Source organism: Vibrio sp. 10N.239.312.C11 (assembly GCF_041466065.1).
Classification (GTDB): Bacteria; Pseudomonadota; Gammaproteobacteria; order Enterobacterales; family Vibrionaceae; genus Vibrio; species Vibrio tasmaniensis_A.
The window spans coordinates 13,213-27,986 of the sequence record NZ_JBFSRZ010000035.1 but is presented as its reverse complement, the minus strand read 5'-3'; the positions used below and the strand labels follow the sequence as shown (position 1 = coordinate 27,986).

The 14,774-nt window shown below is 45.2% G+C and carries 23 protein-coding genes; all 23 read right to left on the bottom strand.

The features are described 5' to 3' along the window. Nucleotides 1–76: 76 nt before the first annotated feature. Nucleotides 77–619 (bottom strand): hypothetical protein, encoded by a 543-nt coding sequence (locus tag AB6D07_RS15170; RefSeq protein ID WP_372091715.1) that lies wholly within the window; start codon nucleotides 617–619, stop codon nucleotides 77–79. Further along, the gene (locus tag AB6D07_RS15165; RefSeq protein ID WP_372091716.1) at nucleotides 619–1,620 is read right to left on the bottom strand and encodes a hypothetical protein; all 1,002 of its coding nucleotides are present in this window, start codon (nucleotides 1,618–1,620) and stop codon (nucleotides 619–621) included. Before AB6D07_RS15165 ends, AB6D07_RS15170 begins: the two co-directional genes overlap by 1 nt. Beyond that, entirely contained in the window at nucleotides 1,617–2,147 is a 531-nt protein-coding gene (locus tag AB6D07_RS15160) for a hypothetical protein (RefSeq protein WP_372091718.1), read from the bottom strand. Before AB6D07_RS15160 ends, AB6D07_RS15165 begins: the two co-directional genes overlap by 4 nt. Continuing rightward, nucleotides 2,129–3,172: a baseplate J/gp47 family protein gene (locus tag AB6D07_RS15155; protein WP_372091720.1), complete on the bottom strand. Its 1,044-nt coding sequence runs from the start codon at nucleotides 3,170–3,172 to the stop codon at nucleotides 2,129–2,131. The genes AB6D07_RS15160 and AB6D07_RS15155 overlap by 19 nt, the downstream gene beginning before the upstream one ends. Further along, complete coding sequence (locus AB6D07_RS15150) at nucleotides 3,169–3,570, bottom strand: phage GP46 family protein (RefSeq protein ID WP_372091722.1); 402 nt, start codon at nucleotides 3,568–3,570, stop codon at nucleotides 3,169–3,171. The genes AB6D07_RS15155 and AB6D07_RS15150 overlap by 4 nt, the downstream gene beginning before the upstream one ends. Before the next feature lie 3 nt (nucleotides 3,571–3,573). Next, nucleotides 3,574–4,167 carry a phage baseplate assembly protein V gene (locus AB6D07_RS15145; RefSeq protein ID WP_372091725.1) on the bottom strand — a complete coding sequence of 198 codons (594 nt, stop codon included), beginning with the start codon at nucleotides 4,165–4,167 and terminating at the stop codon, nucleotides 3,574–3,576. Beyond that, nucleotides 4,160–5,098 carry a phage tail protein gene (locus tag AB6D07_RS15140; RefSeq protein ID WP_372091727.1) on the bottom strand — a complete coding sequence of 313 codons (939 nt, stop codon included), beginning with the start codon at nucleotides 5,096–5,098 and terminating at the stop codon, nucleotides 4,160–4,162. The genes AB6D07_RS15145 and AB6D07_RS15140 overlap by 8 nt, the downstream gene beginning before the upstream one ends. Further along, nucleotides 5,095–6,285, bottom strand: a complete 1,191-nt coding sequence (locus tag AB6D07_RS15135) for a DNA circularization N-terminal domain-containing protein (protein WP_372091730.1) — start codon at nucleotides 6,283–6,285, stop codon at nucleotides 5,095–5,097. Before AB6D07_RS15135 ends, AB6D07_RS15140 begins: the two co-directional genes overlap by 4 nt. Before the next feature lie 277 nt (nucleotides 6,286–6,562). Next, nucleotides 6,563–6,784, bottom strand: a complete 222-nt coding sequence (locus AB6D07_RS15130; protein WP_372091732.1) for a hypothetical protein — start codon at nucleotides 6,782–6,784, stop codon at nucleotides 6,563–6,565. 34 nt (nucleotides 6,785–6,818) lie between these two features. After that, nucleotides 6,819–7,073 carry an ogr/Delta-like zinc finger family protein gene (locus tag AB6D07_RS15125; RefSeq protein WP_372091733.1) on the bottom strand — a complete coding sequence of 85 codons (255 nt, stop codon included), beginning with the start codon at nucleotides 7,071–7,073 and terminating at the stop codon, nucleotides 6,819–6,821. Continuing rightward, nucleotides 7,064–7,486, bottom strand: coding sequence for a hypothetical protein (locus tag AB6D07_RS15120; RefSeq protein WP_372091735.1), 423 nt, complete (start codon nucleotides 7,484–7,486; stop codon nucleotides 7,064–7,066). Before AB6D07_RS15120 ends, AB6D07_RS15125 begins: the two co-directional genes overlap by 10 nt. A 1-nt stretch (nucleotide 7,487) precedes the next feature. After that, complete coding sequence (locus AB6D07_RS15115) at nucleotides 7,488–8,180, bottom strand: DNA adenine methylase (protein WP_372091737.1); 693 nt, start codon at nucleotides 8,178–8,180, stop codon at nucleotides 7,488–7,490. 123 nt (nucleotides 8,181–8,303) lie between these two features. Continuing rightward, nucleotides 8,304–8,432 carry a hypothetical protein gene (locus AB6D07_RS15110; RefSeq protein WP_372091739.1) on the bottom strand — a complete coding sequence of 43 codons (129 nt, stop codon included), beginning with the start codon at nucleotides 8,430–8,432 and terminating at the stop codon, nucleotides 8,304–8,306. Continuing rightward, the gene (locus tag AB6D07_RS15105; RefSeq protein WP_372091741.1) at nucleotides 8,429–8,842 is read right to left on the bottom strand and encodes a hypothetical protein; all 414 of its coding nucleotides are present in this window, start codon (nucleotides 8,840–8,842) and stop codon (nucleotides 8,429–8,431) included. Before AB6D07_RS15105 ends, AB6D07_RS15110 begins: the two co-directional genes overlap by 4 nt. 4 nt (nucleotides 8,843–8,846) lie before the next feature. Further along, nucleotides 8,847–11,576 carry a replication endonuclease gene (locus AB6D07_RS15100; protein ID WP_372140727.1) on the bottom strand — a complete coding sequence of 910 codons (2,730 nt, stop codon included), beginning with the start codon at nucleotides 11,574–11,576 and terminating at the stop codon, nucleotides 8,847–8,849. Continuing rightward, nucleotides 11,576–11,761 carry a hypothetical protein gene (locus AB6D07_RS15095; protein ID WP_102561696.1) on the bottom strand — a complete coding sequence of 62 codons (186 nt, stop codon included), beginning with the start codon at nucleotides 11,759–11,761 and terminating at the stop codon, nucleotides 11,576–11,578. Before AB6D07_RS15095 ends, AB6D07_RS15100 begins: the two co-directional genes overlap by 1 nt. Further along, on the bottom strand, nucleotides 11,758–12,147 hold the full coding sequence (locus AB6D07_RS15090) for a hypothetical protein (RefSeq protein ID WP_372065486.1): 390 nt from the start codon (nucleotides 12,145–12,147) through the stop codon (nucleotides 11,758–11,760). Before AB6D07_RS15090 ends, AB6D07_RS15095 begins: the two co-directional genes overlap by 4 nt. After that, nucleotides 12,144–12,374, bottom strand: a complete 231-nt coding sequence (locus tag AB6D07_RS15085; protein ID WP_102538727.1) for a hypothetical protein — start codon at nucleotides 12,372–12,374, stop codon at nucleotides 12,144–12,146. The genes AB6D07_RS15090 and AB6D07_RS15085 overlap by 4 nt, the downstream gene beginning before the upstream one ends. After that, nucleotides 12,374–12,775, bottom strand: coding sequence for a hypothetical protein (locus tag AB6D07_RS15080; protein ID WP_372091746.1), 402 nt, complete (start codon nucleotides 12,773–12,775; stop codon nucleotides 12,374–12,376). The genes AB6D07_RS15085 and AB6D07_RS15080 overlap by 1 nt, the downstream gene beginning before the upstream one ends. A gap of 2 nt (nucleotides 12,776–12,777) precedes the next feature. Then, on the bottom strand, nucleotides 12,778–13,188 hold the full coding sequence (locus AB6D07_RS15075; protein WP_065679540.1) for a hypothetical protein: 411 nt from the start codon (nucleotides 13,186–13,188) through the stop codon (nucleotides 12,778–12,780). Next, nucleotides 13,185–13,796, bottom strand: a complete 612-nt coding sequence (locus tag AB6D07_RS15070) for a 3'-5' exonuclease (RefSeq protein ID WP_372091749.1) — start codon at nucleotides 13,794–13,796, stop codon at nucleotides 13,185–13,187. Before AB6D07_RS15070 ends, AB6D07_RS15075 begins: the two co-directional genes overlap by 4 nt. Nucleotides 13,797–13,906: 110 nt before the next feature. After that, nucleotides 13,907–14,200 (bottom strand): hypothetical protein, encoded by a 294-nt coding sequence (locus tag AB6D07_RS15065; protein ID WP_102561690.1) that lies wholly within the window; start codon nucleotides 14,198–14,200, stop codon nucleotides 13,907–13,909. Nucleotides 14,201–14,211: 11 nt separating this feature from the next. Next, entirely contained in the window at nucleotides 14,212–14,748 is a 537-nt protein-coding gene (locus AB6D07_RS15060; RefSeq protein ID WP_372091751.1) for a phage regulatory CII family protein, read from the bottom strand. Nucleotides 14,749–14,774: the final 26 nt, after the last annotated feature.

Below are 14,774 nucleotides of genomic sequence, written 5' to 3'. Positions count from 1 at the left end.
GGCGGATATTGGGGCGAATTCTAGATGGAAAATGTAGAAAACCCAGCATGATAGCTGGGTTTGAATAGGGTTGGGATTAGTTGGTAGGCGGTGTTGGCCACGGGTGCTCTGTTTGGATTTTTACTCTCGCCGCTAAGGCTTGGGCTTCGCTAATGTCGGCCTCTGCTTTGTTGCCACTCAAACGTTTGATTTGAGCTTCTGCAATTAACGGATCACACATACGAGAATAAAGCTGTCGTCTTATCTCGTCAGTTTGGTTGTATTCGGCAACGTACTTATTGCTTTGGTTGGTTACCCAAGTGTTGTTAATCCATTCGTCCCATTGTGTGGTTGGCTCGTCTTTTGTGTAGTCGTCAGTGATTAAAGACGCATCATCAAAGTCTTTGGGTTCGTGAGTTTGTTTATGATAAGCCGTAACCTCAACAAATTTAGGTTCTACCGTCCACTTTTGGCTTTTCTCATCAAATTTTGCTTGTTCGGTTTCTGAATCGAACTCTGGGACTTCAATGAACGTGGCTAGCTGCGGCAATAGATAATCGTCATAACCATCAATTTTATGAACTGGACGCTGACCGATGTATTCAAATGTATCGCAATCGTAGAAATAGGCTGTTTTCATTACATCCATCCTCTGTGAATTTTGGCTGCGTAGTTTATTGAGTGTGGGCGGTTTTCGTTGGCGGTTGGGACTTGGCGTGATGCGTCAAAATTCAGATTCGCATACCGGTCCGAAAGCGCACCGGCGCCTACCGCCGATGTTAGCATTTGTGAGCTAGCATCATGAATACTGGGGGTATTATGAAACGCGCCTTGCCCCGCGCCAAATATTGAAGAAACATTATGCTGTGTGCGACCTTGAACAAATGCTGTAATGTTTCTCATCGCATCGCTTTGATACTCACCATGAGCCACACCTGCAGGCGTTGCACGAAAGTACGCGCCAACTAAGTGTGCATTAGGTCTTGTGAACGTGGTTGAACCATCACCGGTTCCCCAATAGGCTGCATACTTTTTCTTATTCGAATCTTTCAAAGTTTGGTTTATCAACAGGCCTGTTTTCTGAGCATGAGCCCAAAGCAGCGCATCGGTCGTTCTTGATAATGGCGCTCCATCTAAATCCACCCATCCTGCGCGCGGGTTTGGGTCGTCAAATAATAAAGTCTCACCGCAACGCAGTGCTAGTAGCTCCTTTTTGAGCTTGGAAAAATGAAGCCCTAACAACTCCGTTTCTGTCACGTACTGATTGTGCTTAAAAATGACCTGCCCAGCTTGCCCCGACACCGCAGCTTTTAGGGTGACCATGCCGCCAATACCTTTTGCCAGGGCAATCACTGGGGTTTGGCAATCCACGATGGATTGGTCAGAGGTATCTACAATCTTGATTTGATAGAGGTACTCATTGAAGTGCGTTTCAATCGGTAGGTTGAACACAAATGTCAGTACACCATTGTCATCGTAATAACTGGCTTCGATTGTGCCAGTATGGAAAACGGACAAGCTCGCAGTTGGCGCGTTGTGGGTTAATGCTCCAATCAGCTGAAACTTTTTCGCGGTCTGTTTCAGGTTACTTTTGAGAATGCTGATCCCGTGCTGAGTTGGGATACCTTGCAGCGTGCTCATACGGTGTCTCCTATTTCAAGTTGCCATGTGATGGCAGTGCAGCACAGAAAAGGGGCTTCAGCTTCTAATTCAAGCTGAGAGCTAAACTCTGGCTTCATGGTTAAGGCCGTAGCCAGTTCAAATTGTGTCTTTGCATCAAATGGATAAATCCAATGAAACTCGGTGTGTGGCAGTCGTTTTTCTTCTAGCGCTTTAAAGGCCGCGTCATTGTTGTAGCTGAACAGGTTGATCTTGATGAGGTTTGGATTAGCGACTTCATCAAATACCACACCTTTAGAGCCCATTGTCATCAAGAGCCGTTGATAGTCGGAAATCTTCCAACCAAACTGCTGCTCTTCAAACTCGGTTAATAGCGACAGTTCAATATCGTCATGGGTTTGCTTGAAGTCTTTGGCCATGCCTTTGATGGTGTTGGCCAGCTCGACGTTCTCGGTGTCTTGCCAGTACTCGCCTTTGGGTAATAGCCCACGGTAGGCGTTTTCAAAATCACCGGCACTGTAGTTAATAATTAAGTCGGCGGTGTCCACGTTACGCCTCCTAGTACATGTATTTGGTTTTTATCAATGGCGACTTCACCAATAGGGGATCGAACAATGAAGTTGTTGGTCACGGTTGAAGTGGTTAATACAATTTCAGTGTTGGTGATGGATTCCGGCTTTTGGGTTATCGGGTCGATTTTGCCCATTTTCCCTTTCACGAGATTCTCCAGTGCGGTGACTACATCATTACGTATGGCTTGGTCTTGAATGCCTTGTATCTCGATGTTGAGTGGCACTTGGTTCGGTAGATGAGCGATTGGGTGACAACCTGCCAGTCGATTTCGCTCAAAGGTGTCTTGCACTAACTTGACCACTCCTGCGCTTAAGGTCGGGTTGTTTTCTCGCGCACCGATATACACTTCCACCATGCCACGATGTGGGGTGTTATCGAGCGCCCAAGCAAAGTCCACATCGGAGTGAGCAGACACGGCCCAGGCTTGGTAATCTTCTGATTTACCGATTAGCTCATTCTTTTCAAACGCTACGATCACTCTTGAACGCCAGTGCTTGAGTTCTTCAATGTTCGCGCCACCTGTCACCCCTTGTGAAACCACACGGTTTGGGTCAATTCCGCTGAGCCCTTTGCTTAGCGTCAGTATTGCGCCTGCAGGTAAGTTGCTATCGATACCCGATTTAAGTGCGATGACTTCTACCGGAGCATTGCTGTATTGTTCTTTGGTGGTTTCATACTCGTTATTGGCATGCGTTAAGCGGGTGCCTTTTTTGATCACCACCGTTCCGCCAAGCTCAGTGAACTGGACTCGACCTGTTGCGAATGTTGGCAGTAGTCGAGGGGCTTTATGGCGATTGGCGTGTAGGTATAACCACTCTTCAGAGCAAGTCTCTGGGTGCAGCTGCCTGAACAGCAAATCTTGATAACCATATTGCCCATAGCTGACACCAGCAATGGCAGCGGCTATCCCTTTGGTCGCAGGGTTGTTTTGCCCAGTTTCAGATACCAGATTGGCTTCTGCACGAGCTATTAACTCATCTAAGCTTCGTTGTGTACTCATTGGTTAACCTTTGAAAGTGGAACATCGAACTGAGAGCCATCGACTAAGGTGATCATCACATTGCGACCCATTTGGTTTGGCTTCTCTCGCCATACTGAAACTTCAACTGCTTTGGCGTGGCCATCGGTAATGAGCCAAGCGAGCGACTCTTCACAAAACCGTTTAGCGAGGCTTAATGTTTCGTCTGTGAGCTTTGCTCGCTTGAGCGTCCAGTCACGAGAGCCGACCACGTTTATCAACTCATTGCTCCAAGTGCCACCGCGCTCATTGCTTGCCATACGGGCGCGATCGTTTTGAGTCGATTCGGCATAGTTGTAAACACTCTGCAGAACTGCATGGGTTAGCCCCTCTTTAGAGTTGAGCGGTGCCGTCAGGGCGTTTAAATTGAAATGGCTCATACTTTAATTCGGCCCCTTGGTTGTTCTATTTGCCCCATCATCTTTGTAGTCGTGAGTATGTTTCTCAACGCTAACGCCGCCAAACGTACCGGATGAACCACCCACCGAACCAGTCACATCAGCGTTCTTCATAACTTTCAGATTACCCCCTATCTCAACATCACCAGAAAACGTGGACTTAGGTGCAGTAACGTTCACAGCCGTTGCGTTCACGGTGGTTTCTTGTGCCGATATCACTTCTAACTTTGCGCAGGCGTTTATCTTGATGCCTTGCTCAGTGAAATGAACAAGGTTGCCTTTGTCATCGAGCATCGCGACTTCACCAGGCTGTAACTCTATTTGGTGGCGTTCGTCTTCTACGTTCACGGTGATGCCGCGAGATGTGGTTCCACCAATGAAGAGGTTGTAAGTTTTCGCACCTGGTAATGGACGGCTCATAAACCCGTAGTTGTGCACGCGTTTTATCATGTCGTTGGTTCGGCCTGTCGCGGTCTTTATTTGTAATCGGCCTGTGGTTGCACCTGTGACAGTGCCGGTGCCAATCACGTTTTTGATTCTGGCCATTAATCGCTGTTGTTGCTGCAGAGCACTAGACATAGCTTTGCTCCTTAAACGGTCTGAATAGCTCAACCGATGTTTCCGTAGAGCTTTCAGATACCGATAGGCCAAGAGACTTGATCACCAACATCTCACTGAAGCTTTGCTCTTGGTCAGCGACTCGAATCACACGGTTTAATCCATCAATGGCCAATTCAGGGAAGATGTCGGCAATCGTGCTTGATGCTGTCAGGCTTTGAGCAATGGCGAGGTTGCGCTCATATTTAGCACGAGATAGGCAAGCTTCACGGTTTTGTAATTGGTCACAGGTGATCACCATAGTGCGTGAGCTATCGACGTTTGGATTGATGACCTGTGCGCTTGCATCATCCCACTGGCCTTGCACATCAATGGTGTGAAATTGCTGATTGAAGGTACGCTTGATGTTCAGGCTATCGATGTTATTGCCCGTTTCTAAACCGATGTTGCTGATAGTTGCATGCGCGGTGTTTTCAATGGTCAACACGCCACTGCGTTCAACCAACATAAAACCTTGCTCTCGAATGAGTTGAGCCACGTTCTCTACGGGGGATTCCGCATTTATCTGAAACTCGGGGATGACCGGCATACTCTTCACCAGGCTTTTCACTTTCAAACCAAATGGCTTGGCAATATGGCGAAGTAGCTCTTCCACGTTCAAGTTATAAAGCGCGTCCATCGTGATGCGTGAATCAATCATGTTGGCACTCTTTGAGCGGCCAGAAATAGAAACAGCGTGAGCGCTTGAATCGGTGTTTGAATCCACACCATCAATCTGACCAATCAGAATTGATTTGTCGTTAAGGAAGAACTCAACCGACAACGGGCTTTCAATACTCATAGGCTCAATTGAGCAACTGAACGTGTGGGCCAGCTGTTCTATGGAGTAGTTGAGATTCGCTTGATAGAAGGTGCGCGGCTTGCCATCAATGTGCATCGTTAGCGTGTTCATGACACATCCCTCACGGCAATGTCACCACGAATGAAGAGCGGGTGCTGCAGTGCATTCATTTTGGTGATGACTTTTTCTTGAGTGAACTCATCGTGCGCAATCGCAAGTGCAGATTGAAAGCGTGGTGACTGCACCGTTCTATGGGGCGCGGTACCGCTGACCACTTTATCTTGCTGAACCTTCACATTGCTTTTCAATGTCGTGACTGCATCGAACAATTCAATGCTTTCAAGCGTCGACACTTTAGTGGTGTCTTTGATGCGCTCATCGATACCGACAATCAAAGTAGATAGGTCATTCTTGATGGTTTCAGGCTGCTTATCCGACTGAGTAATATCAAAGCGGTCGCCTTTTTCTAGGTGTGTGATGTCTTTGTTCATCTTCACTGCGCCCGTCACCATCTGCACATTGTGGTGTTGAGTTGGCGTGTCCGGTTTCACTTCACCTAGCAGTAAAGCTTGAGCACTGCGCGAGTTGTCTACCGCTTCATTACCTGAGTTTGGCTCGGCTTGAACACCATCGGCCACCGCATCCACTGACGCAGAAAACAGATCAGCGAACTCAGTTGGATTGGTGCTGAGGCTGCTCACTGCAGAGAACGCTTTGTTGATGGCGTGGTTAATGTCTTGAAGGCTTTCATCTTCAAGCTTTAAGCGGTTGGTGATGTCGACCAACACGTTCAGTGCGTTGATGGCATCATTTTGAACCCGGTGAATGTTCGATACATCCAAGCCTTTAACTTGTTTCACGAAAGAACGCTTCGATAAGTTCTCGACCATGTTGGCCTGCGTTTTTGTGCGAGCGGAAGTCGGTGCAGTGATGGAAGGGGAAGAGCCAGCGCGAGCAAACTTCAGGCTCAGCGTGACCAAGCCTTTTTTGGTACTGATGCTTTGCGATACGTCTTCAAAGACAAGCGGCAGTTCACCCAACCAAGGATGCTCTAGTTCGCCTGTTGGTGTTGCTTCTAGGTTTTCAATGAGGGCATTGGCATCGGCCAGAGAACTTGAGCCCACAAACACCGCTTCAATCGTGTAGGTACGGGCTTTCGTTCCCATAACTTTGATGTGTGGTAGCTCTGCGTAGGGGATTTCGCTCACTTGCAAGCGCTTACCACCATCAAAGGCGATAGAGAGGATATTGAGCTTAAGCCCATTCCATCTAGCGTGCTTGTACTGTCGTTCCCACATCAAGAAGCCACCAACTACAGAAGAAAATCAGAATTAGGCAGCGAGAATAAAATTAGTGATGGAGTAGGGCGCTCAGGCCTTGTTCGGACTCACCCTCCCCTCCACACCAAAATTCCGCACTGCAATTATGCGATCTTAGAACCGCATTTCATTTCGGTAGTTGTATTGGAACACAGCCCCCGATGTATCTACATCGAGGGCTGTTTTAGATGGGGGATTTAGAGATCGTCTAAGATCGTTTTTGTACGTTTTTTAGAAAAAGGTGATCGTTAGGTTTTTACAGTCGATAGGCTTGAAGTAATAACGCATCCATGGCCGTTAATTTACGAGCGGCTAACGAAATGCGTTTACTTGATACGCCTGTTTTACGCGATGCTGATTCATAAGACCAGCCAGATTCAAACACTAGCTTTGCAGCTTCTCTGGTTTTCTCTGGCATCTCTCGTTCAGGTAGGATTTCTAGCAGCGCATCAAGGCGCTGCTTAGGGATGATATTCATCTGGCTTTAAATACCCGTAGTCTAGGCTTCTGGTTTAAGCGCTTGGTTGTTCCAGCTGCCCGAATATATCGATTTGGTTCAAATCGCCTTTGCAGAGTTCCGGTTGTAGCTCTGAACTTGGCTTCTGACCTGTTGGTTCAATGAAGTGCGAGAACGACGTATGAGCAACAAACACACTTCCGCAATTCAGGTTTAAACACTGGCAATAAAGTTCTCTCGTTTCAGAACTGATAGCGCGAGAGGTTGCGATACGCGTTTTAGTTTCACATTTCGGGCAGGTTACGAGCATTGTATTAATCCTTTCATGTCATGGTGTTGCAGCGCAGAAACTTCCGGCGCATTCATTTTTGCCATACATTCAAGCGAGTAGTGGCAAACGTTATGTTTTTCTAAAATGGATATACCTTCCGCCAGTTGTTCTAATTCTTGGCTTACTACACCATTTGAAATGGTAAAACTGTGACCACTAAACCCTGCAAATGTATTATCCAATTCATGACGAACTCCAATTAGCCGTTCGTTTTTACACACCCAACCCTCTCTCAATATTTTACCATCAATGTTCTTGTTAAGTTGATTATTAAGCCACTGTTCTTCATGCATCAGACCACGGTCAAGTATGATGATTGCGTTGTCATTTTGGTGTTTTAACTCTTGGATTATTTTAGCTACGATGACCTGAAGTTTTTGTTTGCTTGTCATTTTAGTTATTCTCCATCGTCATAAGCATTGCACTAAACACGGCTTGTTTTTCTCCACTAGGTAAAGCCTCAAAGTTCTTCGCCCATCGCTTAGCTTTTCTTTGAATACGTTGGCGATCAGTCGAGTCTTTACCTGCAAAAGAGTGGTAATGAACATCACCTGGCGTGAAGTTACACCACACTGTTTCGGTTCTTACGCCGCCACGCGTCATAGCTTGAAAATCCACACTCCACCAATCTGTTAATAGGTCATCGTATATTTCATTTTTATAACCAGAAACCATCACAAAGCAGGGTAGTGAATCGAGCATTTCAAGTAATCGTCTATGATCATCATCGGTCAATTCATTTTCATATCGAGCTGAACTAGTTCGGGTAGAGTGAACATATGGGGGATCGCAGTAAACAACGGCTCTTCCACTTTGAGAAAAATCAAATGAGCTTAGAAAGTCGAATGCATCGGCTTGAAAAATATCAGCTGCAGTAAAGTCAGATTCGTCTATTGCTGAAGCGGAATTAAATCCATCGATACATGTTGAGTTAATATCAATACCAATCTGGTTAGCTGCTGGCGCTTTTCTCTTTAAGACAACTCCGGTTCCTAAGAACGCTTCAATGTAAGTGTCATGCGGTGGCATCAAATTAATAATGGTTTGATAAACACCACTTCCACCTTTTGAACCTAAATACCCCATAAACTCCACTTCACCTTAAATTCTCATCGTGTGGCCAACGTAGTTATAAATGACTATGCTCGAGCAAATTAAGGCTCTTGCTTTCTGGTACCACATAGTCATAAATAACTACACTCGATACGTTTAACCCAAAGGCCAGTTAAAAAGCATTTTCACACCGTCCATTAATATCCAAGCAAGCTGACCACCAAACTCGAATGCAAAGCCAAGAACGAAGGCGAACACTAAATATTGATTTAGCTGTTTAATCATTTTGAACCACCATTTTTATTACAAGTGATGTAATGCTCACTACCTACAGCGTAATATCCATCTTTTCCCAGTTTCGCTAAAATCATTGCTCTTTCACCGAATGAATAGCTGTCAGCATTCATTTGAAACACACCTATTTCAGAATTAACGACACCAACTTTTATTTCTTCAATCGCTAGATTAACAATACTAAGTTCACTAGCACTGACTAAACGTGAACGATTACCACGAGACATAACCTCATCCACGTATTGAATTGCGTTACCTTGGAATTCATCATCAATGATGGCTTGAACTGTCGAAGCTGCATCACTCGTTCCGTAAGCGTCTTGATAATCTTCAAGGCCAAGCCAACCATCTTTGTTACTGATTTCGACTTGGATATTTAACGTTAGTTTTCTTTCGCTCATTTCATCATTCCTCAAAAATAGGCCACTCATCAGACTCAACGATTTCTAAGTAATCAGCCCACGATTTACTCGGGCGCTTACTTACAGTGATGTCAGATAGATTTGGCTGTTGGTATTCGTGGTTTTCATCTTCTCCGGTTAGAGGTTCAGGCTGTTTAGCCTCGAAATCATCTAACCAGCTTAAATTTGGCTTGGGTTGGTACTCTTCAACGAGCTGAGCAGGGCGAACCGTGCCGCAGGGTAGGTGCTCCGCAGGGCGGATTCTTATGCTCGTTTCATCATCTATTCGAATTGAACTGCCTTGTTGCAGCGCGATTAGGGCTGAATCATCAATATTTGGCGGTAAACCACCACCTACTGAGTAAGGTTCTAATAATCGCTTAAGCTGATCGCTGACCTGTACTTTCTGCGATGGCGTACAGTTATTGACAGAACTCCGAGAGGAATCAGAGATTCCAGAAAGAGCAAGATCAAGAGCAGGAGCAAGAGCAGGAGCAAGAGCCCCCGCTTCAGCTTCTATCGTTTCCTTGGAAGTGACTTTTTTACCTTTTAACCTCCATGTAATCGGGTTTTCGCTTGGCTTATCAAACTCGTAAACTGTTTCGGTGTTCTTCTTAGTTTTCTTTGTGATAGTCCAGGTTCTTAAACGTGTTTTAACCAGATCACCAGAAGCGATAACCCCCTCTATTTTACGGACGTCTTCACCGTGCGGAGAGGCAAACGGCAACACTTCATAAGAGTTAGTAATAAGTAAATCTTCACGCTTAACGAATGGGCCACCTTGTCCCATGATGTACCCTTTCCAGTCACCTTGGTCGGCTGACTTCATCGTTTCAGATACACTCGCATCGTCAGTGCTCATTCGTGCTTCGTAATTATTTGAAATAACCTCAAGCAGCTCCGCATTCTTCATTTTACGAGCGGGCTTAAACGGACCAACTAACTGGTAATGAGACATTAAATAGATATTGATGAGGTCTTCACGTTGCTGGTTAAAAACGTATTCCATGAACGCTTTTTTGTTCTGATTCGCTAAGCGGCGCAATTCGCGATAAGTGGTAACGGGGGCACCACCAAAGAATTGGAATTGACGAATACCCCAACGGCTCTTCCAAGCGTTAACGTTTTTAGCCATAGCTTGAACAGACTTACCCGTTTCGTCTGAAACTTCCCCATCCATTGCAAAACCATCAATATTTTTAGATATGTATTTAGCGATATAGCCTGTTGCCGTACCTTTCTCTGGGTCTATCAGCCCAAAGTCACAACGAGGGCGATAATTAAAAGGACCTTGAATAGATCGCTTCTTGGCTGCACGTTTTTCATTGCGATCAAAGAAAGGGTAAAGCTCTTCTTTATCTTCCTTAATCGCATAGCTAATAAACACGTCGCGCACTTTCGCTACATGTTCAGGTTGAACCCAAATCAACAAATGCCAGTGTGGCGTACCATCATGATGTGGCTCGGCTACACGAATACCGAACCAACGAATTTCATCACGGCCTAGCTTGGCGCGAATTCGTTGCCAAACATTATTCAAATACTCTTGAGCACCACGAGGGCTAGCCCCGTTCCAATGCGGAATAAAACTGCCTTTCTTGTAGTGATTATGAAAAACGGAGGGAGTGGTAAGGGTTAAAAACAAGCCTTGAAGCTCAAGCATATTGCCGACATCTTCACAGCCACGGCATCGAGTCATTAGCTCATGACGGCGAATAGCAGGGTTAGATACGCTTTTTAAAACCGTGTCAGACAGTTCAGCTTCTTCACCCGTTTCTTCATCTTTCAATAAACGCTGTTGAAGTGCTTCCCAGTTTTTCTTTTGTGTCTCTTGATGTTCTCGAATGCAATCCCATGACGCATAAGGTGAAGCCTTAGCCGACACTTGCCCCATGGCAATGGCTAGGTGTTCACGCATGATCTTACGAATAGATTTAAGGCGGCCAAACCACCACTTTTCGCAAACCATCTTTGATATGTCAGTGATTGCGCTTTCTGCAGTTTGCTCTTTATATTTACGCGGTGGGGTAATGCCAAGCTCACGAACTAACGTTGCAACATCTTCATAAATCGAGGGAAGAGCTTCGTCTAATTGCTCTTCGGTTTCTTTACCATGTTGAACTCCAATTAACTGCGCACGTTTATTCATGATATTAGAAATAGTGAAAGCCATATCACGCAGCTCATCGAGTTCTAATTCAGCAAGGATTCGAACTTTGACCTGCTTTTTTTGCTTAGTCTTTTGCTTTTCTGATAAATCAAAATCAAAGCCCAATTGATATTTATTAGATGTAAAGATGCTTACGTTAGAATTGAACTGTTCTTCGTCGTCTAATTCGTCGAGTCTTTTTCTAAGGGAAGCAACTTTTTTCGAATCCGGTAGGTGTTTATAGCTATCCATAACAAGCTTCACGCGCTCACTTGCTGGGCGCATCTTTTCGCGAATGTATGAATTAGCCGCTTGAGCGCCTTGCTCTTTATGAGTCTCGATATAGCGCTTAGCAAAATACTTAGTTAAGTAACTTGGGAGGTCGGCAAAATACTCAGACAGCCACTCGGCATCCTCTGGGGTTTTATTTACCGAATAAAGCATGCGCTCTATTAGTGTTTGATTTTCTGGCTCTACGTGAGGTGGTTGATATCCGCTAGGTACGCAAGCAAGCCCTTCATCTATGGCAGGGAAAGGGCATAACCAAAAGCGATTTAATGGTTTAACAGGTTGATAGTAAGTCACTAACAGTCATCCATAAAATCAGCAGGGTTGCGTGTGATTTTTAATTGAACTTGAATAGATTCATCACCAGAGAGCAAAGTACCCAACAGCACTTCATTATCCGGGTGATCACCTTCGAGCATTTCTACTAATAGGGTTTCAATATAATCAGGTGCTTCAGCCGCAACTTTCAGAGCTTCACTCATAGCTGAACTCCCAACACTGAAGCCCAGTGACTAGACATAGCATCAGGCTTTTTAATACCGACTTGATTTGCTTTTCGATGCTCTTCGCTCATGCCTGTTTTCTGTTTAGGCATTTCAATGGCTTCTTTTAAAGTCATCCCTTCAGACAAGCGACCGTATAAAGTAGCCTCCGAAATTCCAACCGACTTAGAAATAGCTCGAATCCCCTTTTGCCCTTTGTACTCATATTTGACTTGAGCAAGCTGAGCGCAACGAGGCATTGTTACTGCTTGTTCAATATCAAAGCCTCGCTGTAAACGCTTCAATAAAGTGGAGTAGTTAACACCGAACATTTCAGCAATGGCTTTCACGCCTTTACAGCCTTGGTATTCACATTGGTGTGTCATAACCCTGCTAGCTCCTGCGTATCCATAATCATATGACCGCCAGTGTGATTACCTTTGATAATCACGCCTTTCAAAACGTGATGGCATTTGAACAGCTCGCAAGCCGTATCAATCGCGGGCTCTAGCGATTCAAACTCACCAAGTAACACGTTCTTCACTTCGTTGGTTTCATCATGGCGAACAACACCGCCACCGTTATTAAGTGCAACTGCTACATAACTCAGCATCAACCAGCCTCCACAGTTGGGTAGCCGTGAATAGGCTCACAGTCACGCCACCACATTTGCATAGTTGCGTTTTGGCTAGTGCTTTTGGTGCAGGCAGAAACAAAGAAGAGTGCGCGAATTGCGCCTAAAGCTTGAAGCTCGGCAGATAAGTCATTGGCTGTGTTGTAAACCACAACCCAGAAAACCCACCAAGCAGTGATGAAGTCTTCAAGGCATAGCCCTTGCTCAGTGCCGTTCACGTTCACCAACATGGCACGAGTAGAATCAAGTTGAAGCATTATGCCTTGGCTTGAATCAACGCTATTGAATACACGAACGAACTGCTCAATTTTGCGAGAGGTAAAGCCTTCACCACGAAGGCCGTGCTCTAAATCTTTTCGGAATACGGTAATGATGCTCATGCTTACTTCTCCACCGCTTCTAAACAAAACTGCTCAAATTGATATAACGCTTCATCATCAAAGTGGCCTAAGTCACGTAGGCCAAGCATTTCAAGGAACAGGTAGCGGTTACTCATATCTAAGTTCGCCCAATGGTGAAGTTGTGAAACCTGCTCAATTGAACCGTTGCGATACCAGCTTGGGAATGAATGACCAAAGAACACACGAGCACGATCACCAGTCATTGCTTCTTTGATATCGGCCAAAACATCTTCTTGTGCTCGGTGGGTTGCGATAGGTTCTTGCTTCTTTGCGATAGCATCGAGTTGAATCAGAATGTTTTCTTGTTGCTCTTGGTTAGCACTTTTAAAGCGCTCAACGATTTGTTCACATGATTGGTTGAACATATGGTTGTGGGCATTTTGATAACTCATTCTGTCACCTCAGCTTCTAAGGCAGCTTGTGTATCAACGGCATAGCTCGCCACCATATAAAATGTGCCCCAAATTTCAGAAACATACTTAGCCTGAAACTTCGCATCATCTAGCGCAGAATGATGAACACCTTCACGAACTAACGTTTCTTTGGGGTTGATACCTAAAATGTCACGGCCCATTCTCACAATGGTTCGCACATCAAGGTCATTCCAATGAATGAAATTAGGACGAATGCGAGTCGCTTTGAAAGAGTTCATTAGGATCACATTGTCAAAGCCTGCGCCATTGCCCCATAAACAGATATCTTTTGATTCACCTAAATCAGCTAACCATTGGTTAAACTCAAGTAAGGCATCTTTAAGCGAAGACTTTGGCGTTTCTTTTAGGAAGATTGCACGAGCTTCATCACCTTGTGATAACCACCAAGTTACGGTCGGTGCATCAATATCACTGTAATAGGCCGCGCTATTAAGGTTAATCACCTCTTCAAACTCAGCACCTAGCTGACCATTGCTAGGGTTAAAAACGACGGCGCCAATAGAAACAATCGCAGCATTGCTACCATTTCCCATTGTTTCTAGATCGAGCATTACGTGTGTTTTCATCATCAATTCCTCAGATTTTGGATATAAAAAACCCTCCCTCTTTAAATCAAAGAGGGATAAGGGTTGTAGGCAAAATGCCTAGTGGCTAGGTTGGCTTGGGTGTAACTCGGTTATGACCAGCGCGAAAGTACATCCTGCGCGTTGGCATCAATTCGGTTAATCTCACGTGAAAGGCGCTTTCGTTCTACGTTGCAATCACTCTTGGTGTACTGAGCTTGTAACTTTGCTCTACGTGAACGAAGTGGCTGCAATTGGCGTTCGCCAAGCTCTTTCCTTGTTCGCTCCAAAAACGTTAGGCCGCGTTCCTTTTGCTCGCGGTTCAAAGACCAACACGGCAAATCTGGGCATGGGTTTTCTAATGGTGGTATCGCTACGGGTGAATGTTCTACTGTTGCAACTGACATACAAAATTCCTCTAACTTAAGCCGGGGATTGGTGCACCGTTGGCAATAAAATCGACACCCATACTCAAGAACGGGGTTGCGCCAGTAGTGCGGTTTTCTAGGTCATTAATGAGCAGCACCAAGTTACTAATACCTGCTTGGGCTGTTTTAATAATTGAACTGCGTTCGGATAGAGGCAGGGCTCTTTTACTCGCGTTGTCTAATGCAAGTTGAGATATTTCACCTGCCACAATTGAATTGTCTAAAGCTCGCTTGATAAACGACTCTTCCTTCCCTTCTGGTATGTTGGCTGTCGCTAGCCCCAGTCGACGAAGTACCACTTCTAAAATCACGTAATCATTCGCAGCTTTAGAAATAGCCATCATTTCTGGTACAGAGAGAACATGTGGCTGCTCTTTGTTTAGCTTATTGCGTAGCAGCTTAGGGCATAGGCCAGAGGCTTGAGCAATAACACTGACTTTGTGCCTTGCTCGGAATATGGCGCAGGCCTCGTTGTACTCTTCTTGTGTGTTAGCTAAAAATGTACACATTGAACTATTCGCACTCATATCTAATACTTACCCTGTAGGAAGAG

Excerpts from the sequence above, each read along its gene's own strand:
- AB6D07_RS15150 (WP_372091722.1), bottom strand. The coding sequence starts at position 3,570 with ATGAGCCATTTCAATTTAAACGCCCTGACGGCACCGCTCAACTCTAAA.
- AB6D07_RS15155 (WP_372091720.1), bottom strand. The coding sequence starts at position 3,172 with ATGAGTACACAACGAAGCTTAGATGAGTTAATAGCTCGTGCAGAAGCC.
- AB6D07_RS15145 (WP_372091725.1), bottom strand. The coding sequence starts at position 4,167 with ATGTCTAGTGCTCTGCAGCAACAACAGCGATTAATGGCCAGAATCAAA.
- AB6D07_RS15090 (WP_372065486.1), bottom strand. The coding sequence starts at position 12,147 with ATGACACACCAATGTGAATACCAAGGCTGTAAAGGCGTGAAAGCCATT.
- AB6D07_RS15135 (WP_372091730.1), bottom strand. The coding sequence starts at position 6,285 with ATGTGGGAACGACAGTACAAGCACGCTAGATGGAATGGGCTTAAGCTC.
- AB6D07_RS15110 (WP_372091739.1), bottom strand. The coding sequence starts at position 8,432 with ATGATTAAACAGCTAAATCAATATTTAGTGTTCGCCTTCGTTCTTGGC.
- AB6D07_RS15060 (WP_372091751.1), bottom strand. The coding sequence starts at position 14,748 with ATGAGTGCGAATAGTTCAATGTGTACATTTTTAGCTAACACACAAGAA.
- AB6D07_RS15065 (WP_102561690.1), bottom strand. The coding sequence starts at position 14,200 with ATGTCAGTTGCAACAGTAGAACATTCACCCGTAGCGATACCACCATTA.
- AB6D07_RS15165 (WP_372091716.1), bottom strand. The coding sequence starts at position 1,620 with ATGAGCACGCTGCAAGGTATCCCAACTCAGCACGGGATCAGCATTCTC.
- AB6D07_RS15170 (WP_372091715.1), bottom strand. The coding sequence starts at position 619 with ATGAAAACAGCCTATTTCTACGATTGCGATACATTTGAATACATCGGT.
- AB6D07_RS15115 (WP_372091737.1), bottom strand. The coding sequence starts at position 8,180 with ATGGGGTATTTAGGTTCAAAAGGTGGAAGTGGTGTTTATCAAACCATT.
- AB6D07_RS15130 (WP_372091732.1), bottom strand. The coding sequence starts at position 6,784 with ATGAATATCATCCCTAAGCAGCGCCTTGATGCGCTGCTAGAAATCCTA.
- AB6D07_RS15120 (WP_372091735.1), bottom strand. The coding sequence starts at position 7,486 with ATGACAAGCAAACAAAAACTTCAGGTCATCGTAGCTAAAATAATCCAA.
- AB6D07_RS15125 (WP_372091733.1), bottom strand. The coding sequence starts at position 7,073 with ATGCTCGTAACCTGCCCGAAATGTGAAACTAAAACGCGTATCGCAACC.
- AB6D07_RS15080 (WP_372091746.1), bottom strand. The coding sequence starts at position 12,775 with ATGAGCATCATTACCGTATTCCGAAAAGATTTAGAGCACGGCCTTCGT.
- AB6D07_RS15085 (WP_102538727.1), bottom strand. The coding sequence starts at position 12,374 with ATGCTGAGTTATGTAGCAGTTGCACTTAATAACGGTGGCGGTGTTGTT.
- AB6D07_RS15075 (WP_065679540.1), bottom strand. The coding sequence starts at position 13,188 with ATGAGTTATCAAAATGCCCACAACCATATGTTCAACCAATCATGTGAA.
- AB6D07_RS15140 (WP_372091727.1), bottom strand. The coding sequence starts at position 5,098 with ATGAACACGCTAACGATGCACATTGATGGCAAGCCGCGCACCTTCTAT.
- AB6D07_RS15070 (WP_372091749.1), bottom strand. The coding sequence starts at position 13,796 with ATGAAAACACACGTAATGCTCGATCTAGAAACAATGGGAAATGGTAGC.
- AB6D07_RS15105 (WP_372091741.1), bottom strand. The coding sequence starts at position 8,842 with ATGAGCGAAAGAAAACTAACGTTAAATATCCAAGTCGAAATCAGTAAC.
- AB6D07_RS15095 (WP_102561696.1), bottom strand. The coding sequence starts at position 11,761 with ATGAGTGAAGCTCTGAAAGTTGCGGCTGAAGCACCTGATTATATTGAA.